The 16569-nt window shown below is 71.8% G+C and carries 16 protein-coding genes and 1 pseudogene; 11 read left to right on the top strand and 6 right to left on the bottom strand.

The genetic code is table 11. The features are described 5' to 3' along the window. Positions 1 to 63 precede the first annotated feature (63 nt). Complete coding sequence (locus tag ACFU95_RS40075; RefSeq protein ID WP_383839082.1) at positions 64 to 1635, top strand: GMC family oxidoreductase; 1572 nt, start codon at positions 64 to 66, stop codon at positions 1633 to 1635. Continuing rightward, a complete protein-coding gene (locus ACFU95_RS40070) occupies positions 1632 to 3095 on the top strand; it encodes an APC family permease (RefSeq protein WP_383839076.1) in 1464 nt (487 codons plus the stop codon). Before ACFU95_RS40075 ends, ACFU95_RS40070 begins: the two co-directional genes overlap by 4 nt. Positions 3096 to 3241: 146 nt before the next feature. Here ACFU95_RS40070 and ACFU95_RS40065 read toward each other — a convergent pair whose 3' ends face one another. After that, positions 3242 to 3562 carry a HEAT repeat domain-containing protein gene (locus ACFU95_RS40065; protein ID WP_383839073.1) on the bottom strand — a complete coding sequence of 107 codons (321 nt, stop codon included), beginning with the start codon at positions 3560 to 3562 and terminating at the stop codon, positions 3242 to 3244. A 168-nt stretch (positions 3563 to 3730) separates the two neighbouring features. On the opposite strand from ACFU95_RS40065, the gene ACFU95_RS40060 reads away from it, so the two are divergent. Then, positions 3731 to 4435, top strand: coding sequence for an HAD family hydrolase (locus tag ACFU95_RS40060; RefSeq protein ID WP_383839071.1), 705 nt, complete (start codon positions 3731 to 3733; stop codon positions 4433 to 4435). 29 nt (positions 4436 to 4464) lie between these two features. On the opposite strand, the gene ACFU95_RS40055 is transcribed toward ACFU95_RS40060, so the two are convergent. Beyond that, a complete protein-coding gene (locus ACFU95_RS40055; RefSeq protein ID WP_383839068.1) occupies positions 4465 to 5355 on the bottom strand; it encodes a GNAT family N-acetyltransferase in 891 nt (296 codons plus the stop codon). A 157-nt stretch (positions 5356 to 5512) separates the two neighbouring features. Beyond that, positions 5513 to 6925 (bottom strand): alpha/beta hydrolase, encoded by a 1413-nt coding sequence (locus ACFU95_RS40050; protein WP_383839065.1) that lies wholly within the window; start codon positions 6923 to 6925, stop codon positions 5513 to 5515. A 361-nt stretch (positions 6926 to 7286) separates the two neighbouring features. On the opposite strand from ACFU95_RS40050, the gene ACFU95_RS40045 reads away from it, so the two are divergent. The 4 genes and pseudogenes from ACFU95_RS40045 to ACFU95_RS40030 all read left to right on the top strand — a co-directional run. Beyond that, positions 7287 to 7886, top strand: a complete 600-nt coding sequence (locus tag ACFU95_RS40045; RefSeq protein ID WP_383839062.1) for a flavodoxin family protein — start codon at positions 7287 to 7289, stop codon at positions 7884 to 7886. Between the two features lie 50 nt (positions 7887 to 7936). Then, positions 7937 to 8326, top strand: a complete 390-nt coding sequence (locus tag ACFU95_RS40040; RefSeq protein ID WP_383839059.1) for a nuclear transport factor 2 family protein — start codon at positions 7937 to 7939, stop codon at positions 8324 to 8326. A gap of 94 nt (positions 8327 to 8420) precedes the next feature. Further along, on the top strand, positions 8421 to 9287 hold the full coding sequence (locus ACFU95_RS40035) for a helix-turn-helix domain-containing protein (RefSeq protein ID WP_383839056.1): 867 nt from the start codon (positions 8421 to 8423) through the stop codon (positions 9285 to 9287). Positions 9288 to 9435: 148 nt separating this feature from the next. After that, a pseudogene (locus tag ACFU95_RS40030) lies at positions 9436 to 9707 on the top strand (XdhC family protein); the annotation flags it as partial. 48 nt (positions 9708 to 9755) lie between these two features. Here the strand turns inward: ACFU95_RS40030 and ACFU95_RS40025 are convergent. Next, positions 9756 to 10463 (bottom strand): SDR family NAD(P)-dependent oxidoreductase, encoded by a 708-nt coding sequence (locus tag ACFU95_RS40025; RefSeq protein ID WP_383839053.1) that lies wholly within the window; start codon positions 10461 to 10463, stop codon positions 9756 to 9758. 177 nt (positions 10464 to 10640) lie between these two features. On the opposite strand from ACFU95_RS40025, the gene ACFU95_RS40020 reads away from it, so the two are divergent. Beyond that, entirely contained in the window at positions 10641 to 11339 is a 699-nt protein-coding gene (locus tag ACFU95_RS40020) for a TetR/AcrR family transcriptional regulator (RefSeq protein WP_383839050.1), read from the top strand. 39 nt (positions 11340 to 11378) lie between these two features. Here the strand turns inward: ACFU95_RS40020 and ACFU95_RS40015 are convergent, their stop codons facing one another. Further along, positions 11379 to 12260: a helix-turn-helix domain-containing protein gene (locus tag ACFU95_RS40015; protein WP_383839047.1), complete on the bottom strand. Its 882-nt coding sequence runs from the start codon at positions 12258 to 12260 to the stop codon at positions 11379 to 11381. A 172-nt stretch (positions 12261 to 12432) separates the two neighbouring features. On the opposite strand from ACFU95_RS40015, the gene ACFU95_RS40010 reads away from it, so the two are divergent. The 3 genes from ACFU95_RS40010 (at position 12433) to ACFU95_RS40000 (ending at position 15336) form a co-directional block, all read left to right on the top strand. Then, the gene (locus tag ACFU95_RS40010; protein WP_383839044.1) at positions 12433 to 13449 is read left to right on the top strand and encodes a zinc-dependent alcohol dehydrogenase family protein; all 1017 of its coding nucleotides are present in this window, start codon (positions 12433 to 12435) and stop codon (positions 13447 to 13449) included. Positions 13450 to 13669: 220 nt separating this feature from the next. Then, positions 13670 to 14023 (top strand): cyclophilin-like fold protein, encoded by a 354-nt coding sequence (locus tag ACFU95_RS40005; protein ID WP_383839041.1) that lies wholly within the window; start codon positions 13670 to 13672, stop codon positions 14021 to 14023. Positions 14024 to 14088: 65 nt separating this feature from the next. Next, the gene (locus ACFU95_RS40000) at positions 14089 to 15336 is read left to right on the top strand and encodes an MFS transporter (protein WP_383839038.1); all 1248 of its coding nucleotides are present in this window, start codon (positions 14089 to 14091) and stop codon (positions 15334 to 15336) included. A gap of 30 nt (positions 15337 to 15366) precedes the next feature. On the opposite strand, the gene ACFU95_RS39995 is transcribed toward ACFU95_RS40000, so the two are convergent. Next, the gene (locus tag ACFU95_RS39995) at positions 15367 to 16536 is read right to left on the bottom strand and encodes a substrate-binding domain-containing protein (protein ID WP_383839035.1); all 1170 of its coding nucleotides are present in this window, start codon (positions 16534 to 16536) and stop codon (positions 15367 to 15369) included. Positions 16537 to 16569 lie beyond the last annotated feature (33 nt).

The raw sequence follows: 16569 nt of genomic DNA, 5'->3' as shown, positions 1-16569 counted from the left end.
GAGCTGACAGGGACACCCACAGCGTCCGCCCGTGGCACGGCGACCACCGAAGAAAGGCACCGCATGGCCACCACTCCCGCGCACGGCGCCGAGTCCGCCTACGACTACGTCATCGTCGGCGGCGGCACCGCCGGCTGTGTGCTCGCCGCCCGTCTGAGCGAGGACCCCGACTGCCGTGTCTGTGTCATCGAGGGCGGCCCCAGCGATGTCGGCGACGAACGCATCCTGCGCCTGCGCAACTGGATCAACCTGCTCGGCTCGGAGTTCGACTACGGCTACACCACCGTCGAGCAGCCGCGCGGCAACTCCCACATCCTGCACTCCCGCGCGCGTGTGCTCGGCGGCTGCTCCTCGCACAACACGCTGATCAGCTTCCTGCCGCTGCCACAGGACCTCGACGACTGGGTGAGCCGCGGCTGCACCGGCTGGGACCCGGCGACGATCCTCCCCTACCGCGACCGGCTGCTCACACGGATCGTCCCGGTGGCCGAGGCCGACCGCAATCCGATCGCCAAGGACTTCGTCACCGCGGCCCACCGCGCGCTCGGCGTCCCCGTCGTCGACGACTTCAACGCCGAACCCTTCGCCGACGGCACCGGCTTCTTCTCCCTGGCCTACCAGCCGGAGGGCAACCTGCGTTCCTCCGCGTCCGTCGCCTACCTGCACCCCGTCCTGGACCGGCCCAACCTCACCCTGCTCCTGGAGACCTGGGCCCACCGGCTGCTCACCGACGAGTCGGGGCGGCTGACCCGCGTCGCCGTCCGCGACGGCGAGGGCCGACCCGCCACCGTGCGTGCCGAGCGCGAACTCCTGCTGTGCGCGGGCGCCGTCGACACCCCGCGGCTCCTGATGCTCTCCGGTGTCGGTCCGGCCGACGAACTGCGCGGCCTGGGCATCGACGTACGGGCCGACCTGCCCGGCGTGGGCGAGAACCTGCTGGACCACCCCGAGTCCGTGATCGTCTGGGAGACGGCCGGTCCGCTGCCGCCCAACTCCGCGATGGACTCCGACGCCGGCCTGTTCCTGCGCCGCGAAACGGGCCGGCCCCGCCCCGACCTGATGTTCCACTTCTACCAGGTGCCGTTCACGGTCAACACCGAACGGCTCGGCTACCCGGTGCCCAGGCACGGGGTGTGCATGACACCGAACGTGCCGCGTGCCCGCTCCACCGGCCGCATGTGGCTGCGCAGCGCCGACCCCGCCGAACACCCCGCCCTGGACTTCAGGTACTTCACCGATCCCGAGGGCCATGACGAGCGCACCATCGTGGACGGTCTGCGCGTCGCCCGCGAGGTCGCCGCCACCGACCCGCTGCGCGGCTGGCTCCTGCGGGAGGTCGCGCCCGGCCCGGACGTGGTGTCCGACGCCGACCTGTCGGAGTACGGGCGCCGCGCGGCGCACACCGTCTACCACCCGGCGGGCACCTGCCGTATGGGCGCCCCGGACGACCCGATGGCCGTGTGCGACCCCGAGTTGAGGCTGCGCGGCTTCGAGGGTGTGCGGATCGTCGACGCGTCGGTGTTCCCGACGATGCCCACCATCAACCCGATGGTGACGGTCCTGCTGGCCGCCGAGCGCGCCGCCGACCTGATCAGCGGCCGCCCGGCGGCCGCGGAACGGAGGGCTGGACAGTGACCGGCTCGCAGCCGTCCGCACCGGCGTCCGACACCCCGGGAGGGGAGCCGGGCTCCGAGTTCCGCAAGGACATGGGTCCCTGGGCCAACTTCGCCCTCGGCTTCACCTACCTCTCCCCGGTGGTGAGCACCTACACCCTCTTCGGCATCGCGGTCGTCGACGGCGGACCGCCGATGATCTGGGCGTTCGTACTGGCCGGCTGCGGCCAGTTCCTCGTCGCGCTGATCTTCGGCGAGATCGTCGCCCAGTACCCCATCGCGGGCGGTGTCTACCCCTGGGCCCGGCGCCTGTGGGGCAAGCGCTGGGCGTGGATGACCGGCTGGGTGTACATGTGGGCGCTGCTGGTGACCATCACCTCCGTCGCGTACGGCGCCGGCCCCTACATCGCCATCCTCTTCGGTTTCAAGACGACCGTGCACACCACCGTGCTGTGCACCGCCGTGCTCATCGTCGTCGCCATCCTCATCAACTACATGGGCACCAAGGCGCTGTCGGCGGCGGCCATCATCGGTTTCGCCGGCGAGCTCATCGGCGCCCTCGTCGTCGGCATCTACCTGCTGACCACCCACCGGCACCACGGCATCGGCGTCATCTTCGACACCTACGGAGTCGAGGGAGACGGCTCCTACCTGCCGGCGTTCCTGGCAGCCGCGATCATCGGCTTCTACCAGTACTACGGCTTCGAGGCGTGCGGCGACACCGCCGAGGAGGTCGCCCACCCGGGCCGTGTCATCCCCCGCGCGATGCGCCGCACCATCTACATCGGCGGTGCCGCGGCCACGTTCACCTGCATGTCGCTGCTGCTGTCGGTCACGGACTTCAACGCGATCATCTCGGGCGAGCAGGCCGACCCGGTGGTGGACGTGCTGTACGACGCCATGGGCGAGACCGGGGCGCGGCTGGTGATGGCCGTGGTGCTGATCTCCTTCCTGTCCTGCACGATCAGCCTCCAGGCCGCGGCCGGGCGCCTCATCTACTCGTACGCCCGCGACGAGATGATCGTCGGGCACCGGCTGCTGCGGAGGTTCGCCCACGCCCGTGCGGTGCCCGGCTACGCGCTGTTCGTGTCGGCGGCGGTGCCGCTGCTCATCGCCTTCGCCTCGCTGCTCTCCGAGGACGCCCTCACCAACATCGTCTCGTTCGCGATCCTCGGTATCTACGCCTCGTTCCAGATGGTGGTCCTGGCCGCGCTGCGCGCCCGGCTCAAGGGCTGGCGTCCGGCGGGCGAGTTCACCCTGGGCCGCTGGGGTCTGCCGGTGAACATCGGGGCGCTGGCCTACGGCATCTTCGCCATCATCAACATCTGCTGGGCCCGCTCCCCGGAGAAGCCCTGGTGGGAGAACTGGATCGTCCTGCTCTGCGGCGCGGTGGTACTGGGCACGGGCCTGCTCTACATGTTCACCACGCACCACTACGGCCGTGGCAAGGCGCCCTCCGGGGACGCGGTGCCGGACAGCTGAGGTCCGCCCCCTCAGGGGCGGCACCCGTCCAGCGCCCGAAGCGCCTCGTCGGGCCGCCGCGCGGGTCGCCGCCCCCGCGTCGTCCGAGGCGAGGGCGGTGAGCCGGGCGCGGACCCACACGGCTGGTTCCGGGTCGCCCAGACACGTCACGAGCCCGGGAACACGGCTCCGGCACGCCCAGCGCTGCCAAACCGTCCAGGGCGTTGATCCGCAGGTACCCACGGGTCCTCGTCGCCCATCAGGGCGGGCAGCACCGTACGGCCTGCCTCGGCTACCCCGAGTCCTCCGAGCCCCGCGGCCACGGCCTCCCGCACCTCGGGCGCGTGGTCGTCCGCCGCTTCGACGAGCACCCACGCGTGCGCGTCCCGTCCGACACTGCCCGGCCCTTTCGCCGCGGCCGCGCGTCGCCAGGTGTCGCCGTCCTTCAACTCCCGCAGAAAATGGGCGATCTGCTGTGCCGTTCCCATGAACACCCCGGTGGGTGAGACACGGCGAGGAGGCTCCTGCCCGACTCCGGGCAGAAGAGTGGAGTTCCCGTCCCTCCCATCCGTAGGGTGATCGCTCGTGATCATCCCGTTCCGGCGTCTGTCGAGCGGGCCACTCGTACATCACCAGGTGAGAGGGACACGACACTCATGCGCTCGCTTCCCACCGACACGGAGGCCGTGGTCTTCGACTGCGACGGTCTTCTGGTCAACACCGAGGACTGCTGGACCGTGGCGGAAACGGCCATCTTCGCCGCACACGGCCACCCCTTCGGCCCCGCGCAGAAGGCCCTGGTCATCGGCCGCACACTGGAAGACGCGGGGCAGGCCATGGCCCACCACTTCGGACGTCCCGGAGCCGGTGCGGAGATCTCCGCCGAACTCCTCGGCAGAGTCCGCGGGGAGTTGGCCCGGGGCGCCACGGCCCTGCCCGGGGCGGCGGAGCTGGTGCGGGCCTGCCGGGCGGGCGTTCCCGTAGCCGTGGCCAGCAACAGCTCGCGCGAGCTGCTGGACACGGCCTTGGAATCGGCCGGGCTCAGGGACTTCTTCGCCTACTCGTTCGCCGCCGACGAGGTGCGCTCCCCCAAGCCCGCACCGGACCTCTACCTCACGGCGTGCGAGGCGCTCGGCGTCGCTCCGGAGCGTTCCGTCGCCTTCGAGGACTCGGCCACGGGCATCGCCTCCGCACGCGCCGCCGGGCTCCACGTGGCCGTCGTACCGTCCCTCTGCGGAACCGACCTCGACCACGACTGGCTGGGCGGCAGCCTGGACGAACCCGAACTGCTCAACTGGGCAAGGGAGTTGGGCCACCGCGGGGCCGGGCGACGCCTGCTGCCCGAGGGCAGCGAGTCGTAGATCTCCCGCGGTTCGGGTGCCTCAGGGCGTCAAAGGTCGAGTTGGTACTCCAGAGCCTGGTGAGTGGGGACGTACCCCAGTGCGTCGTTGATGCGCCGCATGTGCGTGTTGCTCTCCGCCGTATCGGTGACCAGGCCGGCGAGTTCGGGGTGGTCGGCGCGGGCGAGGCGGATCGACTCGGCCTTCATCCAGCGGCCGAGGCCGTGGCCGCGGTGCGCGGGCAGCACACCGGTGCCGTAGTGCTGCCCCTCGCCCTTGCCGTCGCCCGGCACGACGAGCTCCGAGAAGCCGGCGATCGAACCGTCCGACACGTCGACGGCGACCACGGTGGTGAGCAGCTCGCCGCGGTCGGCGACGGCTTTGGCGGCGGCCCGCACCCGCTCGACGTCCCAGGCGACGACACCGTAGTCGGTGTCGTCCATCGGCATGTCGTCCATGGCTCGGCGCGAGTGGGCAAAGGTCTCGGCCAGCTCCTCGGGGACGGTGCCGCGCCAGGCCGCGAGACGGTAGCCGGGGTGCGGCCGCTCGACGATCGCGTTGATCTCGTCGACCGCGCCGCCCTCCAACTCGTCCAGCGGCAGCCGGGCATACGTCAGTGTCAGCACTCTGCGGAAGCCGCTGGCGGCGAGGAAGTGATCGCCGGGCGTGTCCGCGTCGGCCTGCGCGATCACCGACCGCCGGCCCGCTTCCCGCGCGGCAGCCACCGCCGCCTCGAGGAGCCGTGACCCGACCCGTCTGCGCCGCTCCGCCGGATGCACGTTCAACTCCAGCTCGGCCAGGTGCTCCTGGCCCTCCCGGGTGAACACCCGCAGGAACGCGGACCCGAGCGGACCACCGTCATCCCCGCCGGCCAGCCACGCGAGGCGATGGCCGGAAGAGGTGCGGTCGGGATCGGTGAGGGCGGTGATGCGTATGGGCAAGACAGCTCCGGTGCGGTCAAGGGGGCGGGGTGCAGCCCCAGTCGATCACGCGACCGGCGGAAACGACAGGGAATTCGGCGGAACGGGAGGCGTGTAGGAGCCGGCCCCGCCTGTACGCGGCAGGCGGGCCGCCCGCGGCTGGTAGCCGGTCCCGACGTCAGCGCCGGGTGGGGGCTGCCAGGCCGTCGCGGCCGACCGTCAGCCGTGCGGGTCGGTACGGGACGTACGCCGCCCCGTCCAGACCGAGCGCGGTGGCGGACCGCTGGAGTGCCGCCGGGGTCGCCGCGTCGTCCCAACGGCCGGTCTCGACGCGGTGTTCGAGAGCGTGCAGGGCGGCCACGGTCTCCGCGGTGGTGAACGTGCAGTGGCCCTGCCGCTCGACGTAGGCCTGCCGCAGCAGCGCGCCGTCGCCGGAGGCGCGCACCCGGGCGGCGAAGCGGTTCTCCTGCTCCACCGGAACGAGGTTGTCGGCGGTGGTGTGGATGTTGAGCAGGGGCACGTCGAGTCCCTGGCCCGCGGAGGATGTCCGCCGGGCGGTGCGGACGGCGTCGGGATCCGCGGTGATCGTGGCGCCCTCGGTCAGGGTGCGCAGGTCGGCCCGGAGGTCGAGGCCGGCCGCCCGGTAGAGGGCGTGGACCTGGGGCGCGTACTGGGAACCGGCGAGCAGACGGGCGTAGTCGACGCCCTTGTTCCAGGAGTTGTTGCCGCCGACGGACTGCTCGACGGCGTAACGGCCGCCCTCGACGAACGACAGGATGCCCTGCGCGAACCAGTCGTACTGCTGCTCCTGCCGGCCGGCCCAGTCGGTCGGGGCGGGCCGGTCCTTTCCGGGTGACCACGCGGGCAGGTTGAGGAAGGCGGCGGCCAGTGCGATCCGGGCCCGGCCCCGCGGGGTGCTCTGCGCGGCGGTGACCGCCTCGGTGAGCAGGTCGGCGGTGGCGGACGCCTCGGCGGCGGTGCCGAACCGCACGAGTTTCACGTCCTGCCCGGGCAGCAGCAGGCGGGCGATCGTGTACTCGGCGTCCAGCTGGTAGTTGTCCAGGTCCGTGCCGCCCGCGACGAGGCCGCACTGGCCGAGTGCGCCGTCGATACGCCCGCCGCCGTCCCGGGCCAGCTGCGCGTTGACAAGTCCGCCCATCGAGTTGCCGATGGCCAGCGCGCGCCGGGGCTCGCCGATCTTCGCGGTGACGGCGTCGAGCGTGGCGAACTGGTCGCGTTCGGCGCTGCCGAGGGCCCACATCGAGCCATGGGGGTCGTACGACGACCCGGCCATCGCATAGCCCTCGGCGAGCAACTCCGTGCGTACGGCTTCGGTGGGGGCGTTCCTGGCGACGAGGGGGCCGAAGCCGTGGCTGAACAGCAGCAGGGTGCCGTTCCAGCGGTCGGGGACGTCCGCGATCCAGGTGGCGCCGTCGGGGAGGGTGCCGGTCAGGTGGGTGGTCGCCGCCGTGTCCGCCTGGGCGGCCGGCGAGGGGAAGGTGACGAGGGCCGTGGACGTCAGCGTGGCCAGGGCGGCCAGGGCGATGCGCAGACGGGTGCGGCGAGTGCGGGGACGAGTGGCGGCAGGCATGGGGCGGCTCCTCGTGGGCGGGTGTGGGGCGGGGCCGGAGCAGACAGTCGGTGCGCTGAAGGAAGGCGTCGAGGAATGTAAGGCCTATTCCTTACCGTCGTCAAGATAGTGCACAACTTCATCCCGTGGGGTGCTGGACGACTGCTCCGCCCGGTCGAAGTCCCGTCAGCGGCAGGGCAGTTCGCGCGGGTTCCCCATGTCACCGAGGGACGACGACAAAAGGCTCTTCCGTTCGCCTCGGAGAATCCCGTACTCGGAGAATCCCGTACAGGGGCACATTCCTTCCCCCTCACAGGGGCCTCACCCGGTGCCATGCTGGCAGCCATACCCCGCCGTTCCCTTTTCGAGGAGCACCATCAGCATGTCCCGATCCACCCGGCCCACCGTCGCCGTCGCCTTCCATTCCGGCTACGGTCACACCGCCGTGATCGCCGAGGCCGTGGTTCGCGGCGCGGCCACCGCGGGTGCAGACGTGATCTCCATCCCTGTGGACACCATCACCGAGGAGCAGTGGGAGCTGCTGGACGCCGCGGACGCGATCGTGTTCGGCGCGCCCACCTACATGGGCACGGCCTCCGCCGCCTTCCACACCTTCGCCGAGGCCAGCAGCAAGCGCTGGTACACCCAGACGTGGGCCGACAAGATCGCCGCCGGCTTCACCAACTCAGGCGCCAAGAACGGTGACAAGTCCTCGACGCTGGGCTACTTCTTCACCATGGCCGCCCAGCACGGCATGCACTGGATCAGCCTGGGCATCCAGCCCGGCTGGGCCTCCAGCGACGGCAGCGAGGACGACGCCAACCGTCTCGGCTACTTCGTCGGCGCCGGCGCCCAGACCCCGGTCGACGCCGGTCCGGAGGCCGTCCACAAGTCGGACATCGCCACCGCCGCGCATCTGGGCGCCCGGGTCGCCCGCCAGGCGGCCGTCTTCCGCGCCGGCCGCGCCGCTCTCGCCGCCTGACACAACCCCCGTATCCCGCTTTCACCGTCAGATCTCCCAGGAGCACTGCCATGCCCGACTCCCCGAACATCGCCCTCGTCCGCAGGCTCTACGACTCCGCCATGGCCCCGGACGTCGTCGCCGAGGTCATCGATCCCGGCATCGTGTGGGACATCACTCCCGGCTTCCCCTACGGCGGCGTCTACCACGGCTGGGCGAGCGCGGGCAGTGACTTCTTCGGCCGGCTCGCGCCCGGCTTCGCCGCCTTCGGCGGGGTGGGCGAGGAGTTCTACGACGCCGGCGACCACGTCTTCGTCCGCGGCCACTACCACGCCGTGTCCAAGTCCGGCGAGGCGTCGGACGCGCGGTTCATCCACCTGTGGACGGTCCGCGACGGCAAGCTCACCCACCTGGTGCAGGCCGCCGACAGCCACGTCGTCCAGCAGGCCCTGAACGGCTGACCCCGCCCGTCTCACCTGACCTCACCTCGGAGAATTGTCCAGGGAGAAATCTCTCCCCCCTCGTCGTCGGAGAATCCGTGTCACCCTGCCTTCCATGAGCAGGGACCCTCATCTGAACGAACTCGGGGAATTCCTCAAGGCTCGCCGTGCCGAGATCAACCCGGTCGAACTGGGCCTTCCCGACGGTGGTCGAACACGGCGGGTACCGGGGCTGCGCCGGGAGGAAGTCGCCGTGCTGGCCTCCATCAGCACCGACTACTACACCCGGATCGAGCAGGGCCGCCTTCAGGCGTCCGCACCGCTGCTGAGCGAGCTCGCGCGGGTGCTCCGCCTGAACGAGGACCAGCGCGTCTATCTCTTCGAACTCGCGGGGAAGAACGTGCCGCCGCGCGGCAGTGAGCGCCGGCAGGTGGATCCCCAGCTCCAGCGCATGCTCGACGATCTGGCCACCACTCCCGCGTTCGTGATCGGCCGTCGTACCGAGGTCGTGGGCTGGAACCGCCTGGCCGCCGCCCTGTTCGCCGACTTCGGAAAGATCCCCCAGTCCGCGCGGCTCTATCTCCGGCTGCTGATCACCGACCCGGCCATGCGCCGGTTGTACGCGGACTGGGAAGAGGTCACCCGGCTGGCCATCGCACAGCTGCGCATGGAGAGCGCCCGCTATCCCGGCGACCCGCGGCTCACCGCCCTGGTCGACGAACTCTCCGCTCGGGACGCGCAGTTCCGCCGCTGGTGGGGCGCCCACGACGTGGCCCTCCGGACGATGGGAACCAAGAGGCTGCACCATCCTGTCGTCGGTGAACTCACCCTCGACTGGCACACCCTGACCTGTGCCGCCGACACCGACCAGCACATCATCGTGTGGACAGCCCCACCCGACACCCCCTCCCATGACGGACTGCGCCTCCTGGCGTCCTGGGCCGCCGACCAGAAGCTGACGCCGTCCGGCAGCGCCGCATAGGCGTTTTACCTGGGCGTCTCTCTTCCAGGAACAACGCCCCTCCCTGTCCCGGCTGCTCCGGGGGCAGGCCCGCCCCACCGAGGCGCGCGGTCACCCGCTTTCCCACGGTGACGACGATCCCGCCCGCTGTCGCACGGCACCGGGCCGGCCGGTCGGCTACGTCGGCGCGATGGGCTGCCGCCCCACCCACGCCGAACGCCTCCGCCTCCTGCGCGCGGCCGGCGTGCCCGAGGCGCGGCCCGCCCGGCTGCGCTCGACGATCGGCCTGGACCTCGGGGCGCGTGCGCCCGAGGAGACAGCGGTGTCCATCGTCGCGGAGGTCATCGCCCGCGCGCACCAGGGCACGGGTCTGCCGCTCACCGGGGCACGGGCCCGATCCACCGACGGCCTGCTGCCGTCGGTGGACGGGATCGGCGGTGAGCGGGGCCGGGCAGGCGGGGTGCGGCCCGCGCCGGCTCCACCTCCGTGTCAGGGGCGAGGGGAATCCTCGTCACCCAGGCGGAAGACGAGCTCGGCCTCGTCGCGCTTGGTGGTGTGCAGCTCCCAGTAGAGGGGGGAGATCTGCTCGGGCCGGGCCGTCGGCAGGCCGGGGATCACGGCGGTGCCGATCGACACGTCGATGCCGATGTGGGCGGCCTGGACGCCGGTGCCGGAGTCGGCCAGCTCCTTGTGCAGGTTCATCGCCCAGTTGCGCAGCGCGGCCGCGGCGGCGTTGACGTTGGCGACCCGCGGGTCGGGCCAGATCGAGCCGGCGCCGGTGGTGTAGAGCAGGGTGCCCGCTCCTGCCTCCCGCATCGCGGGCAGTACCGCCTGGGTGGCGGCGATGGCCCCGTACAGCTGGAAGTTCATCTCGAACTCCACGTGGGACGGCTCGGTCGCGGCCGGAGCCGTCAGCGCGGTGACGCCGAACGTACCCACCGGGGAGTACTCCAGGACGTCGATCCCGCCGAACCGTGCGGCGGCGTCCTTGAGTGCCTGGGTGAGCGCGTCACGATCGAGGACGTCCGCGGGGAACGCGGCCGCGTCGACGCCCTCGGCGGTCAGCTCGCCGACGAGGCCGTCGAGCTTGTCGCGGTCGCGGGAGATCAGGGCGACGTCGAAGCCCTGGGAGCCGAAGGTGCGGGCGATGGCCAGACCCAGCTGGGGGCCGGCTCCGACGATGGCGATGCTGGTCACAGCGATCCTTTCGTTGAAACGTTGTCGAGGAGACGAACGTCGTCGAGGAGACGAACCTCGTCCACGCGTTTCGGATAGGGCTATCCGTTTCAGTGATTCGGATAGCCCTATCCGGTTCACTGTCGCCACCGTAGCACGCGAAATGGATAGGGCACTCCGATTGCTAGACTCGCCGCCATGACGCCAGGCGCCCCACCCCCCGACGAGCCCGCCGCCCAGCCCCTGCGCAGTGACGCCGAGCGCAACCGGGGGCGGATCGTCGCCGCCGCGCGCACGGTGTTCGGGCGGGACGGCCTGAACGCCTCGATGGCCTCCGTGGCCCGCGAGACGGGCGTGGGGATCGCCACGCTGTTCCGGCACTTCCCCGCGAAGGAAGACCTGGTCGCCGCCGTCTTCGCCGACCGCATGGACGCCTACGCCGACGCGGTCGCCGTCGCCCTCGACGACCCCGACCCCTGGCACGGGTTCGTCGGCTACATCGAGACCGCCTGCGCGATGCAGGCAGCCGACTACGGCTTCGCCGACGTACTCACCATGACGTTCCCCACCGCCAAGGCGCTGGAGCGGCGGCGCAACGAGGCATACGAGGCCATGGTGCGGCTCATCGACCGTGCCAAGGCCGCGGGCCGGCTGCGCGAGGACTTCGACCCCTCGGACCTGGTGCTGATCCACATGGCCAACGCCGGCGTCGTCAACGCGACCGGCGACGCCGCTCCCGACGCCTGGCGCCGCGTCGTCGCCCTGCTGGTCCAGTCGTTCGAGGCCCCTGCCCGCGGCCCCCTGCCCGCCTCGCCCGAGCACGACGCCCTCTACAAGGCCATGCTCCGCACCGGCCCCGCGGGCGGCACCGCCGCCGCGCCGGACAAGAGCGGCTGACCCGCTGATCCCCCCGCCGGTCCGACGGCGGGCAGGCCGTCAGCTGGCCGGGGGCGAGGCCGACAGGTCCTGGTCGGCGGCCCAGGAGGCGAGGATGCGCAGCCGCTCGTGCGTGGGGGAACCCGGGGCGGCGGTCCAGACGGTCAGATGCTGGTCCGGGTCGGTGTTGGCGGTCAACGTGTCCCAGTCCAGGACGAGTTCGCCGACGACCGGGTGGTTGAGGGTCTTCGTGCCCACGGTGCGGGCGGCGACGCGGTGGTCGCCCCACCACTGGGCGAACTGCTCGTCCCGCATGGACAGTTCACCGACCAGCTCGATCAGCCGGGGGTCCTCCGGATACTTCGCCGCCTCCATGCGCAGCTGGGCCACGGAGATCTGCGCCGAGGCCTCCCAGTCGGCGTACAGGGTGCGCATCGTCGGTTCGGTGAACTGGATCCGGGGATAGTTGCGGTGCTTGTCCGGGATGCGGGAGAAATCGATGACCAGTGCCGCGGCCAGCGCGTTCCAGGCCAGGATGTCCCCGCGCCGGCCCTGCACGATGGCCGGGGTGGCGGTGAGGTCGTCGAGCACCCGCTGCAGCTGCGGCTGGACCTTCTGCCGTCCGCGCCGCCGGGCACCGGCGGTGGTCTTGCCGGCGAGCTGGAAGAGATAGCCACGCTCGTCGTCATCCAGATGGAGCACCCGGGCGAGGACGTCCAGCACCGGCGCGGACGCCTGCATACGGCCCTGTTCGAGGCGGGTGTAGTAGTCGGTGGAGATGCTGGCCAGCTGGGCGACCTCCTCGCGCCGCAGCCCCGCCACCCTGCGGGGCCGGCCGGTGTCGGGAAGGCCCACCGCGCGCGGACTCAGCTCGGCGCGGCGCTTCTTGAGGAATTCTCCCAGCTCGTTGAGGGGGACGTTGCCGGTCATGCTGCCCAGCATGACATCGAAGGCACGAGAAGAAGGGGGGAGAGTTTCCACCCAGGATGTTTCCCTCCCAGGATGGTTTTCTCCGCTTTTCGCGAGTGAGCGCACGTGTGAGGCTCGAGATCGAGCCGCTGTCCACGCCCCTGGCCACGGCACCTCAACCCCCTCGCAGTGAAGGAACACCATCATGCGCGGAGCAGTCATCCACGCCCCCGGCGATGTGCGCTTCGAGACCCTCGACGACCCGAAGATCAGCCGCCCCACCGATGCGATCATCCGCACCGTCGCCACCTGTGTGTGCGGCTCGGACCTGTGGCCCTACCGCGGTCTCGAACCCATCGGCGAACCGCACCCCATGGGGCACGAGTACGTCGGCATCGTCGAGGAGGTCGGCAGCGAGGTCACCCACGTCAAGCCGGGCCAGTTCGTGGTCGGCTCCTTCGCCACCTCGGACAACACCTGCGCCAACTGCCGCAATGGCTGGCAGTCCAGCTGTCTGAACCGGGAGTTCATGGGCACCTGCCAGGCAGACTACGTGCGCATCCCCAACGCCCACGGCACCCTGGTGGCCACCGACGAGCACCCGTCCGGCGAGGCGGTGCCCAGCCTGCTCGCCGTCTCCGACGTGATGGGCACCGGCTGGTACGCCGCCCTGGCCGCCGAGGTGAAGCCCGGCTCCACGGCCGTGGTGGTCGGGGACGGAGCGGTCGGTCTGTGCGGTGTCATCGCCGCGAAGGAGCTCGGCGCCGAGCGGATCATCGCCATGTCGCGGCACGAGTCCCGGCAGAAGCTCGCCCTGGAGTTCGGCGCCACGGACATCGTCAGCGAACGTGGCGAGGACGGCATCGCCCGCGTCAAGGAGCTGACCGGCGGCATCGGAGCGGACTCCGTGCTGGAGTGTGTGGGCACCGCCGAGTCCATGCGCCAGGCCCTGCACTCCGCCCGGCCCGGCGGCAACGTCGGCTTCGTCGGCGTCCCGCACGAGGTGGCCGTCGACGGCCAGGAGCTGTTCTTCTCCCATGTCGGCCTGCGCGGCGGCCCCGCGCCCGTGCGCCGCTACCTGCCCGAGCTGATCGACCTGGTCCTGTCCGGCCGCATCAACCCGGGCAAGGTCTTCGACCTCACCCTGCCCCTGGACCAGGTCGCCGAGGGCTACAAGGCGATGGACGAGCGCCGTGCCATCAAGGCCCTCCTCAAGCCCTGACCGTCCACCGACCGCATCCCTGGACAGACCTGTGATCCCGGCCGCCCGATCCCCCCTTGCCCGTGCCGTCCCGACCGCTCTGCTGCTGGCCGTGACCGCCTGCACGCAGGACGCGCCCCCGCCGTCCTCGCCCTCAACTCCGCCGGCGACCTCGTCGTCGCCGGCCCAGGGGACGTCGTCGCCCCCGTTCCCCGCCCCGTCGCACGGCAGGAACACCGCCATGGACATCCGCCTCACCCTCGACGGCCACCAGGTCGACGCCACCCTGAACGACAGCGCCACCGCCCGCGACTTCGCCGGCCTGCTCCCGCTCACCCTGCAGCTGAGCGACTTCCACCGGACGGAGCGGATCGCCGACCTGCCCCGCCGGCTGACCACCGCCGACGCGCCGGACGCCGCCGCGGCCAAGGCCGGTGACCTGGCCTACTACGCCCCTTGGGGCAACCTGGCCCTCTACTACCGCGACGGCGGCCCCGACCCGGACACCGGCCTGGTCATCCTCGGCCGCCTGGCCGACGGCGACACCGAACGGCTCGCCACCGCCACCGAGGTCACCATCGAGGCCGCCCCCTGACGCGGCCGACCACGCACCTCACCCCGAACCGCCCTTTTCCGCGTCGTCGAAGAGAGAACACGCACATGCCTTCCGCGTCCGGGACCACCCCCGGCAAGCTCCCGTTCGTCGTCTGGGTGCTCGCCGCCGGCACGTTCCTGATGGGGACCACCGAGTTCGTCGTCGCCGGGCTGCTGCCGGAGCTGTCCGGTGACCTCGACGTCAGCGTCTCCGACGCCGGACTGCTGATCACCGCGTTCGCCATCGGCATGATCGTCGGCTCGCCGGCCATGGCCCTGGCCACCCTGCGCATGCCCCGGCGCCGGACCCTGATCCTGGCCCTCACGGTCTTCTCCGTCGGACACGTGGTGGCGGCCCTGAGCACCTCCTTCACCCTCGCCCTCGCCGCCCGCGCCGTCACCGCCCTGGCCACCGGGGCGTTCTGGTCCGTCGGCGGTGTCGTCGCCACCACCGCTGCCGGACCGCGGAACGCGACCCGAGCCATCGGCGTCATGATCGGCGGCCTGACCCTCGCCAACGTCGTCGGCGTACCCCTCGGCTCCCTCGTCGGCCAGTTCAGCGGCTGGCGTGGCCCCTTCTGGGCCCTGGCCCTCCTGTCGGGGCTCGCCGCCGTGTTCATCGGCCGCTTCATCCCCGCGACCGAGCGGCGCCCCGAGGTGTCGGTCCGGGCCGAGGTCCGCGCCCTGCGCCAGGGCCGGCTGTGGCTGGCGCTCGCCGCAGCGATGCTGATCATGGGCGGCGTCCTGGCGACGTACAGCTACATCACCCCGCTGCTGACCGACCGGGCCGGCATCCCCGAGAGCGTCGTACCGCTCGTCCTCGTCGCCTTCGGTGCCGGTGCCCTCGGCGGCACCGCCACCGGGGGCCGTCTCGGCGACCGGCACCCGATGGCCACCACCCTCACCGCCGCCACGGCCACCACCCTGGTCCTGCTCCTGCTGGTCCCGCTGTCCGCCGGCCCCGTCACGGCCGTCGCCCTCGTCTTCCTCATGGCCCTGGCCGGGTTCACGGTCAACCCGGTCGTCACCGCGCTCGCCATGCGCTTCGCCGGTGACGCGCCCACCCTCGCCTCGGCACTGACGACCTCCGCCTTCAACGTCGGCGTCGCCGCCGGCTCGGCGCTCGCGGGCACGGCCCTGGACTCCGTCGGCCCGACCGGACCGCCCCTGGTCGGCGCGGCCGTCGCCGCTCTCACCCTGCTGCCCCTGATCGCCCTCGCCGTCCGCGGTACGTCCACCTCGTCGCGGATCGTGTCCGAGCGCGGCGCCCTCACCCGGACCCGCGGCAAGGCCCCCGCCTGGACGTCGGAGTGAACCCCGGCCCCGACACGTCCGACGCGTCCGTCACCTGCCCCAGATCTTCCGGTACGCCTCCCGGTAGCCCGACGGATCCCAGGTCGTGGCCCCGTCGCTGTTGTCCGCCGTGGTGATGTGGACGGGGGCCACGTAGCCGCTGGCGGGACGGCCGGCGAAGGCGCGGTTGAACTCGTCGACGATCTGCCAGCCCTGCTGGGACAGCGGTTCGGGCACGGTGGCGGCCTGGAACTGCCTGCTGTTGACGCGCTGGAAGGCGGAGGGGTCGCCGTCGCCGGCGCCGATGTTGAACGGCGGCCCGGAGCCCTTCTCGCCGGCCGCGCGGAACGCGGGCGCCGCGTCGGCGAAGTACAGGTCGTTGATGGCGACGGAGTGGGTCCACCGGTTCTGGAAGCGGGAGAGGAGAGAGGCGATCACCCTGGGGGTGCGGCTGCTCGCGTCCGGGATCGGGATGTTCTCGTACGACAGCAGCTGCACGCCCGGGCAGGTGGCGAGCTCCTTCCTGATCAGGTCGGACTTGTTCTTGGCGAAGGGGATCGAGGCGTCGGTGATGAGCACGGCGCCGGCCCGGCCGCCCGAGTCGGCGATGATCCACTGGGCGCTGATGGCGGCGACGTCCTCGACCCGGGTGGTGACGTTGGTGAAGAGCTCGGGCTGCCGGCTGGGCCCTGGAGCGGCGACGGCGTGCCAGCCGATGAGCGGGATGCCCGCCGCGTTGGCCCTGGCGACCTGCTGCCGGGTCGAGTTGGGGTCGAAGCCGCCGATGACGATGCCCGCGGGCCTGACGGCCACGGCCTGGCTCATGGCCGCCTGGATGCCGGCCGGGGAACCCCCGCCGTCGATCACCCGGGCGTTCCAGCCGATGACCCGGGCCGCTTCCCGCACCCCGTTCGCGGCGCCGGCGACTCCGGGATTGGTCATGGTCTGGGCGACGTAGACGATGGTCTTGCCGGGCTCCGCCGCGGGGCCGGTGGTGGGCCCGTTCCAGGAGACGTCGGTCTCCTGCGCCCGGCTGACAGCGGCCTGCGCCCGGGTGTGGACCTCCGGGCAGCCGCTCGGGCCCGTGGTGGACTCGTCCGGGCCGCTCCGCGAGCCGCGTTCGCAGCCGGCGAGGACGGTGGTCGTGGCCAGCAGGGCGCAGGCGGCGAGCCGGATCCGGGGGACGCCGGTGGTGGCCTTGCGGTTGCCGTTGCGGTGCACGAGAGCTCCTCACGGAGTCATTCCTGGGCGGGA

The organism is Streptomyces sp. NPDC057623 (assembly GCF_042800355.1).
Lineage (GTDB): Bacteria > Actinomycetota > Actinomycetes > Streptomycetales > Streptomycetaceae > Streptomyces.
Note: the sequence above shows the minus strand (reverse complement) of the source record. Positions and strands in the feature narration are given on the sequence as shown.